Origin of the sequence: Citrobacter sp. (assembly GCF_050252275.1) — a bacterium.
Classification (GTDB): domain Bacteria; phylum Pseudomonadota; class Gammaproteobacteria; order Enterobacterales; family Enterobacteriaceae; genus Citrobacter_A; species Citrobacter_A amalonaticus.
Genome location: NZ_JBFWLF010000070.1, coordinates 1 through 16667, shown reverse-complemented (window position 1 = coordinate 16667; position 16667 = coordinate 1). Strand labels below are relative to the sequence as shown.

Annotated in this window: 14 protein-coding genes, 1 tRNA gene and 1 other RNA gene; 7 read left to right on the top strand and 9 right to left on the bottom strand. The window is 55.3% G+C overall.

What is annotated here, in order from left to right:
• Nucleotides 1-61 precede the first annotated feature (61 nt).
• Nucleotides 62-1432 carry an MFS transporter gene (locus AB7E14_RS08295; protein WP_058587419.1) on the bottom strand — a complete coding sequence of 457 codons (1371 nt, stop codon included), beginning with the start codon at nt 1430-1432 and terminating at the stop codon, nt 62-64.
• Between the two features lie 443 nt (nt 1433-1875).
• On the opposite strand from AB7E14_RS08295, the gene AB7E14_RS08290 reads away from it, so the two are divergent.
• Complete coding sequence (locus AB7E14_RS08290) at nt 1876-2586, top strand: DUF3053 domain-containing protein (RefSeq protein ID WP_042998569.1); 711 nt, start codon at nt 1876-1878, stop codon at nt 2584-2586.
• Nucleotides 2587-2628: 42 nt separating this feature from the next.
• On the opposite strand, the gene ghrB is transcribed toward AB7E14_RS08290, so the two are convergent.
• The 6 genes from ghrB to AB7E14_RS08260 all read right to left on the bottom strand — a co-directional run bounded on the left by ghrB (nt 2629) and on the right by AB7E14_RS08260 (nt 8567).
• Complete coding sequence (ghrB, locus tag AB7E14_RS08285; RefSeq protein WP_044253762.1) at nt 2629-3603, bottom strand: glyoxylate/hydroxypyruvate reductase GhrB; 975 nt, start codon at nt 3601-3603, stop codon at nt 2629-2631.
• A 22-nt stretch (nt 3604-3625) separates the two neighbouring features.
• Entirely contained in the window at nt 3626-4906 is a 1281-nt protein-coding gene (locus tag AB7E14_RS08280; RefSeq protein ID WP_044253759.1) for an MFS transporter, read from the bottom strand.
• 67 nt (nt 4907-4973) lie between these two features.
• On the bottom strand, nt 4974-5912 hold the full coding sequence (locus AB7E14_RS08275; RefSeq protein WP_058587421.1) for a sugar kinase: 939 nt from the start codon (nt 5910-5912) through the stop codon (nt 4974-4976).
• A gap of 3 nt (nt 5913-5915) precedes the next feature.
• Complete coding sequence (locus AB7E14_RS08270; RefSeq protein WP_316962400.1) at nt 5916-6665, bottom strand: sugar phosphate isomerase/epimerase family protein; 750 nt, start codon at nt 6663-6665, stop codon at nt 5916-5918.
• Nucleotides 6666-6765: 100 nt separating this feature from the next.
• Complete coding sequence (locus AB7E14_RS08265) at nt 6766-7782, bottom strand: LacI family DNA-binding transcriptional regulator (protein WP_428169457.1); 1017 nt, start codon at nt 7780-7782, stop codon at nt 6766-6768.
• 122 nt (nt 7783-7904) lie between these two features.
• Entirely contained in the window at nt 7905-8567 is a 663-nt protein-coding gene (locus AB7E14_RS08260; RefSeq protein ID WP_042998563.1) for an OmpA family lipoprotein, read from the bottom strand.
• Between the two features lie 159 nt (nt 8568-8726).
• Between AB7E14_RS08260 and AB7E14_RS08255 the strand changes: the two genes are divergently transcribed.
• A complete protein-coding gene (locus tag AB7E14_RS08255) occupies nt 8727-11045 on the top strand; it encodes a molybdopterin guanine dinucleotide-containing S/N-oxide reductase (protein WP_316962443.1) in 2319 nt (772 codons plus the stop codon).
• Here AB7E14_RS08255 and AB7E14_RS08250 read toward each other — a convergent pair.
• Both AB7E14_RS08250 and tag read right to left on the bottom strand, forming a co-directional pair.
• Entirely contained in the window at nt 11023-11454 is a 432-nt protein-coding gene (locus tag AB7E14_RS08250; RefSeq protein ID WP_316962399.1) for an N-acetyltransferase, read from the bottom strand. The two genes, AB7E14_RS08255 and AB7E14_RS08250, sit on opposite strands and share 23 nt — an antisense overlap.
• Nucleotides 11435-12013: a DNA-3-methyladenine glycosylase I gene (tag, locus tag AB7E14_RS08245; RefSeq protein ID WP_042998561.1), complete on the bottom strand. Its 579-nt coding sequence runs from the start codon at nt 12011-12013 to the stop codon at nt 11435-11437. Before tag ends, AB7E14_RS08250 begins: the two co-directional genes overlap by 20 nt.
• A gap of 156 nt (nt 12014-12169) precedes the next feature.
• Here tag and AB7E14_RS08240 point away from each other — a divergent pair, with 156 nt between their 5' ends.
• The 5 genes from AB7E14_RS08240 to AB7E14_RS08220 all read left to right on the top strand — a co-directional run bounded on the left by AB7E14_RS08240 (nt 12170) and on the right by AB7E14_RS08220 (nt 16592).
• On the top strand, nt 12170-12871 hold the full coding sequence (locus tag AB7E14_RS08240; RefSeq protein WP_058587422.1) for an autotransporter outer membrane beta-barrel domain-containing protein: 702 nt from the start codon (nt 12170-12172) through the stop codon (nt 12869-12871).
• Nucleotides 12872-13101: 230 nt separating this feature from the next.
• Nucleotides 13102-14304: an L-lactate MFS transporter gene (locus AB7E14_RS08235; protein WP_316962398.1), complete on the top strand. Its 1203-nt coding sequence runs from the start codon at nt 13102-13104 to the stop codon at nt 14302-14304.
• A gap of 262 nt (nt 14305-14566) precedes the next feature.
• Nucleotides 14567-16258 (top strand): kdo(2)-lipid A phosphoethanolamine 7''-transferase, encoded by a 1692-nt coding sequence (eptB, locus tag AB7E14_RS08230; protein ID WP_428169456.1) that lies wholly within the window; start codon nt 14567-14569, stop codon nt 16256-16258.
• 91 nt (nt 16259-16349) lie between these two features.
• Nucleotides 16350-16426 (top strand) — tRNA-Pro (locus AB7E14_RS08225).
• Nucleotides 16427-16458: 32 nt separating this feature from the next.
• A non-coding RNA gene (locus AB7E14_RS08220) (RtT sRNA) lies at nt 16459-16592 on the top strand.
• The last annotated feature ends 75 nt before the right edge of the window (nt 16593-16667 follow it).

Sequence of the window (16667 nt, the reverse complement as noted above, 5' to 3'; positions counted from 1 at the left end):
TTGTAAAGATTACGAAAATATGACTATTTCCTGGCAGGTGATTACCTGCCAGGAGGAAAAATCAGGCTTTTTGCGCGGCGTGAGTCGGTGATTCTGTCGGCGTTGATGCGCCAGACAGCTGGCGTTTACCTGCCCAGTATTTCACCATCAAGGCAAAGGCAGACACTAGTGCCGGAATGGCCAGGAATGTAAAGATGGTTTCGAACGCGAGTTGCGCCTGCATCAGGAAGGCGCCGCTAAACGCACCGAGGATGCCGCCGAAACGGCCCAGACCTAACATCCATGCCACACCAGTCGCGCGACCTTGTGTGGGGTAAAAACCCGCCGCCAGCGCGGGCATGGACGATTGCGCGCCGTTCATGATTGTCCCGGCGATAAAAACCATCACCCCCATGAGCACCAGGCTGCTGGTGGAGAACCCAACCAGGCAGACAAACACCCCGGTCAACAACCAGCCGACCGCCACCACTTTGTTCGGGTTGAATTTGTCCATCAGCGCGCCCAGCACCAGGACGCCAATTCCGCCGCCTAACGGGAACAGGGCGGTAATGATGGACGCCTGGCTCAGGGTGGCCCCTGTTTCACGGATCAGCAGCGGCAGCCAACTGGTCAGCAGATAGAAGATCAGCAACCCCATAAAGTAGGTCAGGCACAGCATCACCGTGCCCAGTGCGTAACGCGGCGAGAAGATGACGCCCAGCGCCGATTTCTCTTTAATCTGGCCGGTTTCACGCAGGACAAAGTGCGTCGCTTCCGGTAGCGGGGCGATACGGCGCAGAATGGTGCCAATCTGCTGCTGTGATTTGTTCTTAACTACCAGATAACGGGCAGATTCCGGCAGTAAAACGATCAACACCACTGCCAGCGCCAGCGGCATCACGCCGCCGAGGATCAGTACGCTTTGCCAGCCGTAATGCGGGATCAGCCAGGCGGAGACAAACCCGCCCATCGACGAGCCAATCGGGAATCCGACGAACATCAGATTCACCAGCAGCGCGCGACGGCGTTCTGGCGCGTATTCACTCATCAGGGTCGCGGCATTGGGCATTGCCGCCCCCAGACCCAGACCAGTTAAAAAGCGCAATGCCGTTAGTTGGTTCAGCGTGCTGGCAAAGGCGGTGAGCAGGCTGAAGCCGCCAAACACCAGAATCGACATAATCAGGACTTTTTTGCGACCGATGCGGTCAGCCATTGGACCCGCGGTGAGGGCTCCGACGGCAAGCCCCACCAGCGCGGCGCTCATGACCGGGCCGAGCGCGGATTTTTCAACGCCCCACTCCTGAACGAGATCGGAGGCGATGAAGCCGATAATCGCGGTATCGAATCCGTCCATCGCGACGGTCACAAAACACAGCACGAGAATCATCCACTGGTATTTTGAAAAGGGATGCTCGTTAATAAACGCTTGAATATCAGTCGTTTTGTTTGTCATGCGGTCATTCCTGCGAAAGCAACGCGGGGGACAGAGGGTGTTTTTATTTTCTCCACCGCAAGCGTTAGGATTAATTGTGCGATTATCGAACGTTTATTCGTTAATCGTTCAATTAATCAAAACATTGAAGCCCGTGTTCGGCAATCACCCCACCGAGGTTAACGTGCGATAATCGTACGAATTGCCCCTTCACTGGCCGACTTAATGCTGAAAAGCTATTAAAATCATAGAACTACTTCTTGTTAATGCCCTCAGGACAGAGGTGGTAAATGTGATGTGTTTAACAATAAAATAACAATTTGGTCATCGCTATTTCGCCAGACGAATTTCCGCCACAAGATTACGCGGAAGGGGTATCCTGCGAGCCTGACCTGGACTATCCTTGTAAGCCGTAAGGCACGCGTATTGCGCAGTGCGCATTTTTGGGTGAAAGGAGTATTAAAATGGCGACAGGTAAGTCCTGCTCTCGCTGGTTTGCGCCTCTTGCGGCGTTGTTAATGGTAGTTAGCCTGAGTGGGTGTTTTGATAAAGAAGGCGATCAGCGTAAAGCGTTTGTCGATTTTCTACAGAATACGGTGATGCGTAGCGGCGAGCGTCTACCCACCCTGACCGCCGATCAGAAAAAACAGTTCGGTCCGTTTGTTTCTGATTACGCGATTCTGTATGGCTACTCACAGCAGGTGAACCAGGCGATGGATTCCGCGTTGCGTCCGGTTGTTGATAGCGTTAATGCCATCCGTGTGCCACAGGATTATGTGACGCAACGTGGGCCGCTGCGTGACCTGAACGGTTCTCTCGGCGTATTGGGTCAGCAGTTGCAGAATGCGAAACTGCAGGCCGATGCGGCGCATGGCGCACTGAAACAGGCCGATGACCTGAAGCCGGTGTTTGACCAGGTGTATAAGAAAGTGGTGACGACGCCCGCAGACGCGTTGCAGCCGCTGATCCCGGCCGCGCAGATCTTCACTCAGCAACTGGTCCAGGTGGGTGATTTTGTCGCGCAGCAGGATACGCAGGTGAGTTTTGTGGCGAATGGTATTCAGTTCCCGACTTCGCAGCAGGCAAGTCAGTACAACGCATTGATTGGGCCGCTGGCCTCGCAGCATCAGGCATTTAACCAGGCCTGGACTGCGGCGGTTAACGCTATTCAGTGATGAAGCTGCCGGGCAGGCGATAGCGCCTCCCGGCTGTTTTTGTTACCCCGCAACCTGCGGGTTCACGCAGTTCTTCTCGACCTTTCCTTGCAGCGCATCAATCAGATTATCTACCGCGCAGGCCGCCATGTTATAGCGCGTTTCGTGGGTGGCTGAACCAATGTGCGGTACCGCCACAACGTTACTCAGCGACAACAACGGTGAATCAACCGGCAGCGGCTCTTGCTCAAACACATCCAGACCGGCAGCGTGTATTTCGCCCTGTTGCAGTGCGGCAATCAGCGCGTTTTCATCGACCACCGGACCGCGTCCGGCGTTAATGAAGATGGCAGAGGATTTCATTTTAGCGAACTGCTCTGCGCCAAACAGATGATGCGTCTCGTCGGTCAGCGGCAGGATCAGGCAGACAAAGTCTGATTCCTGCAGCAGCGTATCGAGGTCACAGTAGCGGGCGTTGAAGCGCTCTTCCGCTTCCTGATGGTGGCGGCGGGCGTTGTAGAGAATCGGCATGTTGAAGCCGAAGTGGGCGCGCTGTGCCAGCGCAAGACCAATGCGTCCCATCCCGACAATCCCCAGCGTTTTGTGGTGCACATCAATACCAAACCAGTCAGGACCAATGCTGGAGGTCCATTCGCCGACCTTCACGCGCTCGGCCACTTCCACAACGCGGCGAGCGGTCGATAGCACCAGTGCCATGATCGTATCGGCAACGGTTTCCGTCAGCACGGTGGGCGTATGCATCAGCAGTACCTTACGTGCGTTCAGCGCATCCACATCGAAATTGTCATACCCCACGGAGATCGTTGAGGTTGCGCGGAGCGTCGGCATTTTCTCCAGCAGCGCGGTATCGACGGTTTGGCTGGAGCCCAGCAGACCTTCAGCACTGGCAAAGGCTTGCGCGTGTTGTTCAACCGTCTGCGGGCTCAGGTCCGGCACCTGGGTGACGGTGAAATGTTCTTCCAGGCGATGCAGTAAATCGTCAGGTAACGCTTTGTAGAGAATAATGGACGGCTTCATATGACTCTCCATGAGTGAAAGTTTACGCGTGGCGTGCGCCAACCGGGACGTGCTGATTATTAGCAGGCTTAACAATTAAAGTTAGCCATACTGAGGCGAAAAGCGCCACCCCCATAAAAATGTACGAGGCGGACGGGCTGCCGGTGGCGCCGTTGAGGTAACCGACAAACCACGAGCCGAGGAACGAGCCCAGCGCGCCCATACTGTTGATTAGCGCCATTGCGCCACCGGCAACGTTGCGCGGCAACATCTCCGGAATGATGGCGAAAAACGGGCCATACGGGGCGTACATTGCCGCACCGGCAATCACCAGCAGGGTATAAGAGGCCCAGAAGTTATTCGCGCCGACGGCCCAGGAACCGATAAAAGCGCACGCGGCAATTAGCAGCAGAGGCCAGACGAACAGCTTACGGTTCTGTAATTTATCCGAGGCCCAGGAGGCGATAATCATCGCCACGGTGGCTGCCAGATACGGGACAGAAGAGAGCCAGCCCACTTCGACCATTCCCAGATTCGCGCCGCCTTCGCGGATGATTGATGGCAGCCACAGCACGAAGCCGTAGACGCCAATACTCCAGGTGAAATATTGCATGCATAACAGGATCACATTACGGGAGCGGAACGCTTCGCCGTAGTTGCGTACAGCCTTAATCCCCTGCTGCTCTTGTTCGAGTTGCGTTTGCAACGCCGTTTTTTCTGACTCGGTCAGCCAACCGACCTGCGCCGGTTTGTCTTTCACCAGCACCCACCAGCAGAAGGCCCACAGAATGGCGGGAACCCCTTCGATGATGAACATCTCACGCCAGCCGAGCGCCTGGATCAGGTAACCAGACACCACTGACATCCACAGGACCGTCACCGGGTTACCGAGGATCAGGAAGGTATTTGCTCGCGAACGCTCCGACTTCGTAAACCAGTTACTGATGTAAATCAGCATCGCTGGCATAACAGCGGCTTCCACTACCCCAAGAATAAAGCGAATAGCGGCCAGCGCCGGGATATTGCTGACCATCCCGGTCAGCGACGCGCAACCGCCCCATAAAATCAGGCAGACAAAAATCAGTTTGCGCACGCTCCGGCGTTCGGCATACACCGCGCCGGGGATCTGAAAGAAGAAATAGCCGAGGAAGAACAGGGCGCCGAGCAGGGATGAGATCCCTTTGGTGATGCCAAGGTCTTCGTTAATGCCCGCGGCGGACGCGAAGCTGAAGTTTGCACGGTCAAGATACGCCAGACTATACGTGATGAACACGATAGGCATGATGTACAACCAGCGTTTTGCTGCATTTGTTGAGTTTGCCATAATCAACCTCTGTTGTTTCTGCCGCCGCTGTCTGTAGGGTACAGGGGGCTGTTATCATTACGTAAGGTTATTCGCCTAACGTTTCACGTGTGGGTAAGCCTTCGCTGTCGCCCTGCACCTGAATGGCCAGTGCGCCAATTTTGTTGCCGCGTGTGACGGCCTGTGACAGCGTACGACCTTCCAGTAAGGCGCTGATGACGCCGACGGCAAAGCCATCGCCGGCACCGACCGTATCGACCACGTTGTCCACTTTGACCGGGGCAACGCTGCCTTTTTCGCCGTCGGCGGTTTTATACCAGGCGCCGTCTGCGCCTGTTTTCAGCACCACGGCTTTCACGCCGTGACGGAGATAGAAATCCGCAATCCCTTCTGGCGTCTGTTGTCCGGTTAAAATCATCCCTTCTTTCAGGCCCGGTAATACCCAGTCGGCCTGGAACGCGAGACGATTCAGTTTCTCAACCATCTCGGCTTCACTTTTCCACAGCACCGGACGCAGGTTGGGGTCAAATGAGAGTGTCTTGCCCTTGGTTTTCATCGTGCGCGCCGTGTGCGCCAGCAGTTCATAGGAACTGGGGGAAAGCGCCGCAGCGACGCCGCTCAGATGCAGATGACGGGCACTGGAGAAATACGCGTCGTGGTAGTCCGCAACGGACAGATGGCTGGCGGCGGACCCTTTACGGAAATACTCCACAATGGGATCGGTTCCATTTTCAACTTTAGATTTTAGCTGAAAGCCGGTTGCGTAGCGCTCATCCAGGGTGACTCCCTGCGCATCAATCCCCTCTTTTTTCAGTGAGTTGAGAACAAAGCGACCAAAGCTGTCGTTACCTACGCGGCTCACCCAGCCGACTTTCAGTCCCAGTCGTGCCAGGCCGGTGGCAACGTTCAGTTCGGCACCGGCAACACGCTTGATAAACTGCTCAACCTCGGCCAGATCGCCGGTCTGCGTTGCTACAAACATCGCCATCGCTTCGCCGATTGTGATGACATCCAGTGAATGCTTCATGCCTTACTCCTTACGTAACAAATCGACGTAGTGGCGGGTAACCGCAGTCAGATCGGCCCCTTCCAGCGGGAATTCAATGCCGCGCGGAACGTCGGTGGGCAACAACTTGAGCAGGTCGAGCCAGCGGGGCTCTGCCTGGTCCGGGGGAACGGCGCGATAGCTGTCGTGGTGCGCGGTGGCGGCTTTAACGTGAACATAACCCACTGACTTCGCCAGTTGATGCGCGGCCTCTTCTGGCGAATCGCCTACCCATAGCCAGTTGCCCATATCAAAGGTCAGGTGTACAGGCAGCGCATGTTGCTGACAGGCGGCGTTAAAACGTTGCATGGGGGCCAGTCGTCCGCAGGCGGTCTGGTCGTTCTCGACTACCAGCGCCATACCGCTGCTTTCCAGCCAGTCGCGCAGGGTGTCAAATTGTTCTGCGTGGACAAAATAGCCCAGCGAAACCTTCAGCCATAGCGCGCGCAGCGTTTGCGCTTCCTGAAGCAGTGACGGCAGTTGTGGATTGAGGCGGCCATCGTCCATGAACAGCGGTTGTGGCGCGGAATAGCAGGCCAGCAGATCGAAGCATTCGATGGCTGACGCCAGTGTGGTCAGGGCGCTGAGCTCAGCGTCAGTAAACAGTTCGCGGCGAATTTCGACGCCGTCTGCACCTGCACCGGCAATGATAGGCAGCATCGCGGTTTGTCCGCCGGCAGCGCGGACAGTGTCGTGGCCATAGGCAGCGGTGACCACTATCAGTTTTCTTTGCATAGGAACTCCAGAACTCACGCTAATGTGATTACGCTAGATGGAACCGGTTCCAAAGAAAAGCGTGATGTGTCGAAATTATGATCACCATCACGAAGGAAAATTAACGGGCAGTGGAGCCGCGAACGATCAGCTCGCCGGAGAAAACCTGTTCATGAATGGCGTCGCTGCCGCCTTCAATCCTGCGTACCACTTGTTCGACAGCGGCATAACCAATCTGCCACGTGGGTTGTTTCAGAGTCGTGATCCCGACCCCTGCCAGTTCAGCCCATTCCAGCTCATCGAACCCCAACAGACCAATATCGCTGCCCCAGTTGAGGCCAATGCGCTTCAGTGAACGGGCGACCTGAAGGGTGAGCGCACCGTTAGCGGAGATCACCGCCTTGCGCATCCCGCGATGCTGCTGGTGGAACTGGCGTAAGGTGTTATCGAGTTGCGTATTCTCGGAAAGCGGAACTTCGGCGTTTTCGGCGACAACGCCCGGATAACGTGCCAGTGTTGCCCGAAAGGCGCTCAGTCGTTCACGACGGGTATTGACCATCCCCAGCGGTTCGCTGAGAAACAGCAGTGCTTCAAAGCCTTGTTCAATCAGGTGTTCGGTGGCGGTGGTGGCGGCCTGAGTGTTGTCCAGCCCGACGACGTCGCAGGCGAAGTCAGGGATTTTGCGATCGATCAGTACCATCGGCAACGCGGACTGTTGCAGGCGATTCAACCCCTCTTCACGCATCCCCACGGCGTTGACCACAATACCTTCGACCTGATAACTGCGCAGCAGATCGAGATAGTGCAATTCTTGGTTCACCTCGTTATTGGTGTTACAGACCAGCGGCGTAAAGCCTTTCTCGCGACAGGCGGCCTCGATACCGCTTAACACGTGAACGGAATAGGGGTTGGTGATATCGGCAATGATCAGGCCAATCAAACGGGTGCGACCTCGTTTCAGGCCGCGTGCCATCAGGCTGGGGCGATAGTCGAGGTCGGCAATGGCTTTTTCAATACGCGCCAGCAGGGCATCGGAAAGCAGGTGTTTTTCGCCGTTGAGATAACGTGAAATGCTGGTTTTACCGGTTTTTGCCGCTTTCGCGACATCGCTGATGGTGGGGTGTGTTGATTTGCTCATCGCTGATTTCCTTGCCTTTGGTGAGCATACCTTAGCGCGAAAATGCCTGATGACGCTACGCTTACCGGGCCTGGAGCGTGGTTTTGTCGGCCGGGCGGCAATGCCGCCGCCCGGCGCAACCGTTACTGAATCGGGCTTAACGTAATTTCGACACGACGGTTCTGGGCTTTCCCTTCCGCCGTGCTGTTGCTGGCGATCGGATTTGCCGGACCCATGCCGCTGGTGCGGATGCGGTTGGCGGCAACGCCCTGGGTGATCAGTGCGCTGGCTACGCTGTCCGCACGCTGCTGTGACAGACGCATGTTCAGATCCTGGCCGCCGGTGCTGTCGGTATACCCGATGACATTGACGGCGGTTTTTTCGTATTCCTTCAGCACCATCGCTACGCCGGTCAGCGTGTTGGCACCTGCCGGTTTCAGGGTGGCGCTGCTGCTGTCGAAGGTGACGTTATTCGGCATGTTCAAAATGATGTTATCGCCACTTCGCGTCACGCTTACGCCGGTTCCCTGCATTTTGTCGCGCAGTTTTGCTTCCTGCACGTCCATGTAATAACCGACGCCGCCGCCGAGCGCTGCCCCTGCCGCGGCACCAATCAGTGCGCCTTTACCGCGATCCTTCTTCGACGAGGAGAGAGCGCCGATACCCGCGCCCACCAGCGATCCAATGCCCGCGCCAATGCCGGATTTACCCGCTTCGCGTTCGCCGGTGTAAGGGTTGGTTGTGCAGCCAGAAACCGCCAGGGCGCCGCTCACGATAGCGGCAATGACTAAAACACGTTTCTTCATCTTAATTCCTTAATGACATTCTTATTTTTTGCCACAGCGACCGTGGCGGTTGATTATGACGTGTGAAGATGAAGAAAATTCCAGGGATCTCTCTGAAATTTGTAAGTAACATTGAACGCCGTTATACCTCAGCCCATCAGCAGGAGTGCCAGCTTGACGATGCATCATTCAGTGTTAACCGCCGCCCACTGGGGCCCCATTCTTGTCGAAACGGACGGAGAAAAGGTGCTCTCTTCCCGGGGCGCGCTGCCCACCTCGCATCCCAATTCGCTGCAAAGTGCGGTTCGCGATCAAGTGCACAGTCAAAGCCGGGTACGCTATCCGATGGTACGTAAAGGGTTTCTGGCTTCGCCGGAACAACCGCAGGGTGTACGCGGACAGGATGAGTTTGTGCGTGTGAGCTGGGACGAGGCGCTGGCGTTGATTCATACGCAGCATAAACGCATTCGCGATACGTATGGCCCCGCCTCCATTTTTGCCGGTTCTTACGGCTGGCGTTCCAACGGTGTTCTGCACAAGTCGGCGACGTTATTACAACGTTATATGGCGCTGGCGGGCGGCTATACCGGACATCTGGGCGACTATTCTACCGGCGCGGCGCAGGCCATCATGCCGTACGTGGTGGGCGGCAGCGAAGTCTATCAACAGCAAACCAGCTGGCCGGTGATTCTGGAACACAGCGAGGTGGTGGTGTTATGGAGCGCCAACCCGCTGAATACCCTGAAAATTGCCTGGAATGCGTCGGATGAACAAGGGATCCCTTACTTTGACGCGTTGCGTAATAGCGGGAAACGGCTGATCTGTATTGATCCGATGCGATCGGAAACCGTTGATTTCTTTGGCGACAAAATGGAATGGATTGCGCCGCACATGGGGACTGACGTGGCGCTGATGCTCGGCATCGCGCATACGCTGGTAGAACATGGCTGGCATGACGAGGCGTTTCTTGCCCGTTGCACCACGGGCTATGAGGTCTTTTCAGACTATCTGTTGGGCGTGAGCGACGGTATTGCCAAAACGGCAGAGTGGGCGGACCCGATTTGCGGCGTTCCGGCAGCAAAAATCCGTGAACTGGCAGAATTGTTCCATAAAAATACTACGATGTTGATGGCCGGTTGGGGCATGCAACGCCAGCAGTTTGGCGAACAAAAGCACTGGATGATTGTCACCCTGTCCGCCATGCTGGGGCAGCCTGGTATACCTGGCGGTGGTTTTGGCCTTTCGTATCATTTTGCCAATGGCGGAAACCCGACACGCCGTTCTGCGGTGCTGGCGTCAATGCAGGGCAGCCTGCAAGGCGGGACCGACGCGGTGGAGAAAATTCCGGTAGCGCGCATTGTGGAAGCACTGGAAAACCCCGGCGCGCCGTATCAGCATAACGGGATGAACCGTCATTTCCCGGATATCCGCTTCATCTGGTGGGCGGGTGGGGCGAATTTTACCCATCACCAGGACACCAACCGACTGATTCGCGCCTGGCAAAAACCGGAGCTGGTGGTCATCTCGGAATGCTTCTGGACCGCTGCCGCGAAGCACGCTGATATTGTGTTGCCGGCAACCACTTCCTTTGAGCGTAACGATCTCACCATGACCGGGGATTACAGTAACCAGCATCTGGTGCCCATGAAGCAGGTCGTGCCGCCGCAGTACGAAGCGCGCAATGATTTCGATGTTTTTGCCGCGCTGAGCGAACGCTGGGAGCAGGGCGGTTATCAACGCTTTACCGAAGGGAAGAGCGAACTGGAATGGCTGGAGACGTTTTATACGATTGCCGGGCAGCGCGGGGCCAGCCAGCAGGTGACGCTGCCGCCGTTTGCCGAATTCTGGGAAGCGAATCAATTGATTGAAATGCCGGAAAATCCGGCCAATGCGCAGTTTATCCGCTTTGCGGATTTTCGTCGTGACCCGGACGCGCATCCGCTGAAAACCGACAGCGGTAAGATCGAGATTTACTCACAGCGAATTGCCGGTTACGGCTATGCAGATTGCCCCGGACACCCGATGTGGCTGGAACCGGATGAGTGGCACGGCAACGCCGAACCGGAGCAACTACAGATTGTGTCGGCGCACCCGGCGCATCGTTTGCACAGCCAGCTTAACTACAGTCACCTGCGTGAACGGTATGCGGTGGCAGATCGTGAGCCGGTGACGATTCACCCGCAAGATGCTCAGGCGCGCGGCATCCGTGAGGGTGATGTGGTACGCATCTGGAATCACCGTGGTCAGATCCTTGCAGGCGCCGTGGTCACTGACGGTATCAAACCTGGCGTTATCTGCATTCATGAAGGGGCATGGCCGGATCTCGACCCTGCCGCGGGAGGCATCTGTAAAAACGGCGCGGTGAATGTGCTGACCAAAGACCTGCCCAGTTCGCGTCTGGGGAACGGCTGCGCGGGCAATACCGCGCTGGCGTGGCTGGAGAAATACAGCGGGCCAGCACTCACGCTTACGGCGTTTAATCCGCCCGCCAGCCCATAATCCAGGTGGGATGCTGGGTATCTTCCTGCCATGCGCTGTCTTCGATACGAAAGCCCAGCGCGTGGTAGAAATTCACCGCGTTCTGGTTTTTTTGGTATACCTCGAGGCTCAGCACGTCAAAACACTGCTGAACATGCTGTACCAGCGCTTTCCCTATCCCGCTACGTAACGCATCCGGGGCGACAAACAACGCCCCTAAAAAACGCCCGTCCATGACGCTCACAAACCCTTTCAGCGCCTCGTCTTCCTCCCAGACCCAGGTTCTGGCGGCGGGCAGGTAAACATCGCGCACCACTGCCTCGCTCTCATGCCAGTAGCGTTCTGCGATAAAAGGATGCGCATAGATGGTGCTTTCCAACCATAACGCCAGCAATGGCGTCATGTCCGCACTATGAAACTCGCGAATCATGTTTATCTCCTGGATGACAGAAACAGCCGGTGATGTGGTCATTGACCAGTCCGCAGGCCTGCATGAAGGAGTAGCAAATAGTGGTGCCGACGAACTTGAATCCCCGTTTTTTTAACGCTTTCGACAGGGCGTCGGAGGCGGGCGTGGAGGTCGGGATTTCGCCCAACGCGGCGGCGCGGGTGATTTGTGGCTGGTTATCCACGAATGACCAGACGAAGTCGGCAAACGGTTCGCCGTTTTGCTCCATCGCCAGGTATGCCCGGGCATTACCGATGATGGCCTGAATTTTCCCCCGATGGCGGATGATCCCGGCATCAAGCAGTAGTCTTTCCACATCGTCTTCCTGCATGGCTGCCACGCGGATGGGATCGAACTGGTGGAAGTTAGTGCGATAATTCTCGCGTTTCTTGAGGACGGTGATCCACGAAAGGCCGGCCTGCTGACCTTCCAGGCAGATCATTTCGAACAGTTTTTTACCGTCGTGCTCGGGTACGCCCCATTCGTTATCATGATAGGCAATATAAAGGGGGTCCTGACTGACCCAACCGCAACGTTCCATACTTCCCTCGCTCTTTGACTTGCCATAAAAATATCGTTCCGGGTGCCTTGACGCTCCCGCGAAAAAGACAATATTTAATACAGGGCTTTCGCCTGTCATCCTTAATTACAATGACAATAATATCGCCGATTTCGGCTCTCTTCTGGAGTCGCATTGATGATGATAAAAAAATGCAGTGGTCGCCGGGAAATTATTCTCCTGGCGAGCGTCGTAGTTTGTTCGCTTTACATCAACACAGCCCGTGCCTGGCAGCAAGAATATATCGTTGATAATACGCCTGGATATACGACTGAACGCTATACATGGGACAGCGATCACCAACCGCGCTATGACGACATTCTGGCGGAACGTATCCGGACGACACAAACTGTGCCGGGTCTGGCGGTGAACCTTGAGCAAGCTTCGCCGACGGAGGCCACCAGCGGCATGAGTATGGGCTGGAATTTTCCCGTCTCTGGCGACGTCACGACCGGACCGGTGGCGGCATTACATTACGATGGCACCACGCCCGCTATTTATAACGAATTTGGCGATAGCGTGGTCAGCCAGTCGCCCGACCCGTTATGGCATGCCAGCGTCAGTACGCTGGGCTGGCGGGTGAATTCGCAGTTTGGCGATCTGCGACCGTGGGCGCAAATCAGCTATAACCAGCAGTTTGGCGAAAATATCTGGAAGGCGCAGTCGGGGCTCAGTCGAATGACGGCGACCACTCAGGACAATAACTGGCTGGACGTGACGGTAGGCGCAGATATGCTGCTCAATCAGCACATGGCGGCTTATGCTGCGCTCTCGCAGGCGGAAAATACCACCAACAGTACCGACTACCTCTACACGATGGGGGTAAGCGCCAGGTTTTAACCTGCAATTTACAATTTAAACGCAGTGATAACAGTGTTTGTGGCGATAGTATGCACTAACTGACCGGGAAAAAATTCATTCAATGGATTTTTGTCTCGTCATTCATTCCGCATTCCAGGCATTTCATTCCGTTCTGATGGCACTTCATGCCGTTTTTTCCCTGCATAAAATGCATTTCGTTATGGTTGTTGGCAGAGGATTTTCCCTTTTGCTTATGCAGGAAGACTGCCATGAAAACCGCATCGTATCAGCGCACCCGTTGGTTGACCCTTATCGGTACCATCATTACGCAATTCGCCTTAGGTTCTGTGTATACCTGGAGCCTGTTTAATGGCGTGCTTTCAGAAAAACTGGGTGAACCCGTCAGCCAGGTAGCTTTTTCCTTTGGTCTGTTGAGCTTAGGTCTGGCGATCTCCTCTTCTGTCGCCGGGAAGTTGCAGGAACGTTTTGGCGTGAAGCGCGTCACCATGGCGTCCGGTATACTGCTCGGGCTGGGTTTCTTCCTGACTGCGCACTCCAGTAACCTGATGATGCTGTGGCTGAGCGCAGGCGTGCTGGTAGGCCTGGCCGATGGAGCGGGCTATCTGTTAACACTGTCCAACTGCGTGAAGTGGTTCCCGGAGCGTAAAGGGCTAATTTCTGCCTTTGCCATTGGTTCTTATGGTCTGGGAAGCCTGGGTTTCAAATTTATCGACAGCCAACTTCTGGCAACCGTCGGTCTGGAAAACACCTTTGTGATTTGGGGCGCGATTGTGCTGGTGATGATTGTATTCGGCTCTACGCTAATGAAAGATGCGCCGAATCAGGAGGTCAAAACGCAAAATGGTGTTGTAGAAAACGACTACACCCTGGCGCAATCCATGCGTAAACCGCAGTACTGGATGCTGGCGGTGATGTTCCTGACGGCGTGTATGAGCGGACTGTATGTGATTGGCGTGGCGAAAGATATCGCTCAGGGACTGGCGCATATGGACGTGGTGTCGGCGGCCAATGCGGTGACGGTGATTTCTATTGCTAACCTCTCCGGCCGTCTGGTGCTGGGGATCCTGTCCGATAAAATTGCCCGTATCCGTGTGATCACCATTGGTCAGGTGGTGTCGCTGGTGGGGATGGCCGCTCTGCTGTTTGCGCCGCTGAATGCGCTGACTTTCTTTGCTGCCATTGCCTGCATCGCCTTTAACTTTGGCGGGACGATCACCGTCTTCCCGTCACTGGTCAGCGAGTTCTTCGGTCTGAACAATCTGGCGAAAAATTATGGTGTGATTTATCTCGGCTTTGGGATTGGCAGCATCTGCGGTTCGATTATCGCGTCGCTGTTCGGTGGGTTCTACGTGACTTTCTGTGTCATCTTTGCATTGTTGATTCTCTCGCTGGCGCTCTCCACCACCATTCGTCAGCCAAAACGCGAGGTGCTGGAAATGGCACACGCCTGATATCCCGTAAGATTTTCTACAGGCCAGCCGATGAGCTGGCCTTTTTTTGTTATATCTGCTGTGAATAGTCTGCTTTCAAACTTGATTTTTTGTAAATATCTCTTTCGATCACATTCTCTGTTGCCACTTTCTTTGCTGCTTGTGGTCTACTTAGCCGCGCGTGTCGATTTTACTATTTGACTACCTTCGCAATTTCACCTGCCCGGCGGATGTCGCCGTTGCGCAGGCTGTGTTAACCCCTCGATTTCCAGGGCTTGCTTGCATGAGATACATTACGTCGATGTCGCAGCAAAAGCTGAGTTTTTTGCTCGCGATCTATATCGGTCTGTTTATGAATGGCGCGGTTTACCTCCGTCGGTTTGACGGTTACGCGCAAGACTTTACCCTCTGGAATGGAATCTCCGCGGTGGTTGAACTGGCTAGCACTGTGCTGGCAACGTTCTTCTTTTTACGACTCCTGTCACTGATGGGCAGGACGGTGTGGCGTGTTCTGGCTTCGTTGCTGGTGCTGATTTCAGCGGGCGCAAGTTATTACATGACTTTTATGAACGTGATGATCGGTTACGGCATCGTTGCCTCGGTCATGACCACGGATATCGATCTCTCCAAAGAGGTGGTCGGCTGGACGTTTGTCCTCTGGCTGGTGGCGGTGAGTCTTCTTCCGTTGATCTTCATCTGGTTTAACCGCTCGACGGATACCTTCTGGCGTCAGCTCTGCACGCCAAAAGTGCGCTGGCGCAGCGCGCTGATTGTGCTGATGGCGGGGCTGCTGGTCTGGGTGCCAATTCGTCTTCTGGAGATGCATCAGAAGCGTGCCGATCGTATTGCCGGTGTCGATATGCCGAGTTACGGCGGCGTACTGGCGAACTCTTATCTGCCGTCAAACTGGCTGTCTGCACTGGGCCTGTATGCCTGGGCGCAGGTGGATGAATCATCGGATAACAAATCGCTCATCAACCCGGCGAAGAAATTCACCTATACCCCGACACAGAACCTGGATGACACTTACGTGATTTTCATTATTGGTGAAACCACGCGCTGGGATCATATGGGAATGTTGGGCTATGAACGCGACACCACGCCGAAGCTTGCCAAAGAGAAAAACCTGGTGATGTATCGTGGTTATTCCTGCGATACCGCGACGAAACTGTCGCTGCGCTGTATGTTCGTTCGTCAGGGTGGGGCCGAAGACAACCCACAGCGTACGCTGAAAGAGCAAAACGTCTTTGCGGTGCTCAAGCAGTTAGGCTTTAGTTCCGATCTCTACGCGATGCAGAGTGAGATGTGGTTTTACAGCAACACGATGGCCGACAACATTGCCTATCGCGAACAGATTGCTGCTGAGCCGCGTAACCGGGGTAAAGCCGTGGATGACATGCTGCTGGTCAGTGAGGTTGATCGTTCGCTGCAGGAAAACCCGCAGGGTAAGCATCTGATTGTGCTGCACACTAAGGGCTCTCACTACAACTACACTCAGCGTTATCCGCGCGAGTTCGCTCAGTGGAAGCCGGAATGTTACGCTATCGATCGTAAGTGCCCAAAAGACCTGATGATTAATTCATACGATAACTCGATTACCTACGTCGATCATTTTATCGACACGGTGATTGATCAGGTACGCGATAAGAAAGCGATTGTGTTCTACGCTGCCGACCACGGTGAGTCAATCAATGAGCGCGAGCACCTGCACGGTACGCCACGTAAGATGGCGCCACCGGAGCAGTTCCGCGTGCCGATGATGGTCTGGATGTCTGATAAATACCTGGAGAACCCGGCCAACGCCCAGGCGTTTGCGCACCTGAAGAAGGAAGCGGAAATGAAGGTGCCGCGCCGTCATGTGGAGCTGTACGACACCATCATGGGTTGTCTCGGTTATACCTCGCCGAATGGCGGAATTAATGAGAACAACAACTGGTGTCATCTCCCTGACGGACAGAAAAACGTCGCGCAGTAAGCGGGCTGACGACTTTCTCGCCGATCAAAGGGCATTTTGATACTAAGGGATTGACGGGGGCGCACCTGCGCAGTAAGATGCGCCCCGCATTCGGTGATTGGCGCAGCCTGGTAGCGCACTTCGTTCGGGACGAAGGGGTCGGAGGTTCGAATCCTCTATCACCGACCAAATTCAAAACCCTGCTCAACGAGCAGGGTTTTTTGCATTCAGCGTCTGAGAGGATGAGAACCTCCGGGGGCAAGAGGTTCGACTCGAGCGGAGCGAGAGAACGTTGCGATAGCAACGGCCCGCAGGGCGAGCCACGATGTGGCGAGTTATCCTCTATCACCGACCAAATTCAAAACCCTGCTCAACGAGCAGGGCATTTTGCATTCGGAGCCTGGGAGGATGAGAACCTCCGGGGGAAGAG

Bases quoted from the DNA above. Each gene is read 5' to 3' on its own strand.
- AB7E14_RS08295 (WP_058587419.1), bottom strand. From the start codon at position 1,432: ATGACAAACAAAACGACTGATATTCAAGCGTTTATTAACGAGCATCCC.
- AB7E14_RS08290 (WP_042998569.1), top strand. From the start codon at position 1,876: ATGGCGACAGGTAAGTCCTGCTCTCGCTGGTTTGCGCCTCTTGCGGCG.
- ghrB (WP_044253762.1), bottom strand. From the start codon at position 3,603: ATGAAGCCGTCCATTATTCTCTACAAAGCGTTACCTGACGATTTACTG.
- AB7E14_RS08280 (WP_044253759.1), bottom strand. From the start codon at position 4,906: ATGGCAAACTCAACAAATGCAGCAAAACGCTGGTTGTACATCATGCCT.
- AB7E14_RS08275 (WP_058587421.1), bottom strand. From the start codon at position 5,912: ATGAAGCATTCACTGGATGTCATCACAATCGGCGAAGCGATGGCGATG.
- AB7E14_RS08270 (WP_316962400.1), bottom strand. From the start codon at position 6,665: ATGCAAAGAAAACTGATAGTGGTCACCGCTGCCTATGGCCACGACACT.
- AB7E14_RS08265 (WP_428169457.1), bottom strand. From the start codon at position 7,782: ATGAGCAAATCAACACACCCCACCATCAGCGATGTCGCGAAAGCGGCA.
- AB7E14_RS08260 (WP_042998563.1), bottom strand. From the start codon at position 8,567: ATGAAGAAACGTGTTTTAGTCATTGCCGCTATCGTGAGCGGCGCCCTG.
- AB7E14_RS08255 (WP_316962443.1), top strand. From the start codon at position 8,727: ATGCATCATTCAGTGTTAACCGCCGCCCACTGGGGCCCCATTCTTGTC.
- AB7E14_RS08250 (WP_316962399.1), bottom strand. From the start codon at position 11,454: ATGATTCGCGAGTTTCATAGTGCGGACATGACGCCATTGCTGGCGTTA.
- tag (WP_042998561.1), bottom strand. From the start codon at position 12,013: ATGGAACGTTGCGGTTGGGTCAGTCAGGACCCCCTTTATATTGCCTAT.
- AB7E14_RS08240 (WP_058587422.1), top strand. From the start codon at position 12,170: ATGATGATAAAAAAATGCAGTGGTCGCCGGGAAATTATTCTCCTGGCG.
- AB7E14_RS08235 (WP_316962398.1), top strand. From the start codon at position 13,102: ATGAAAACCGCATCGTATCAGCGCACCCGTTGGTTGACCCTTATCGGT.
- eptB (WP_428169456.1), top strand. From the start codon at position 14,567: ATGAGATACATTACGTCGATGTCGCAGCAAAAGCTGAGTTTTTTGCTC.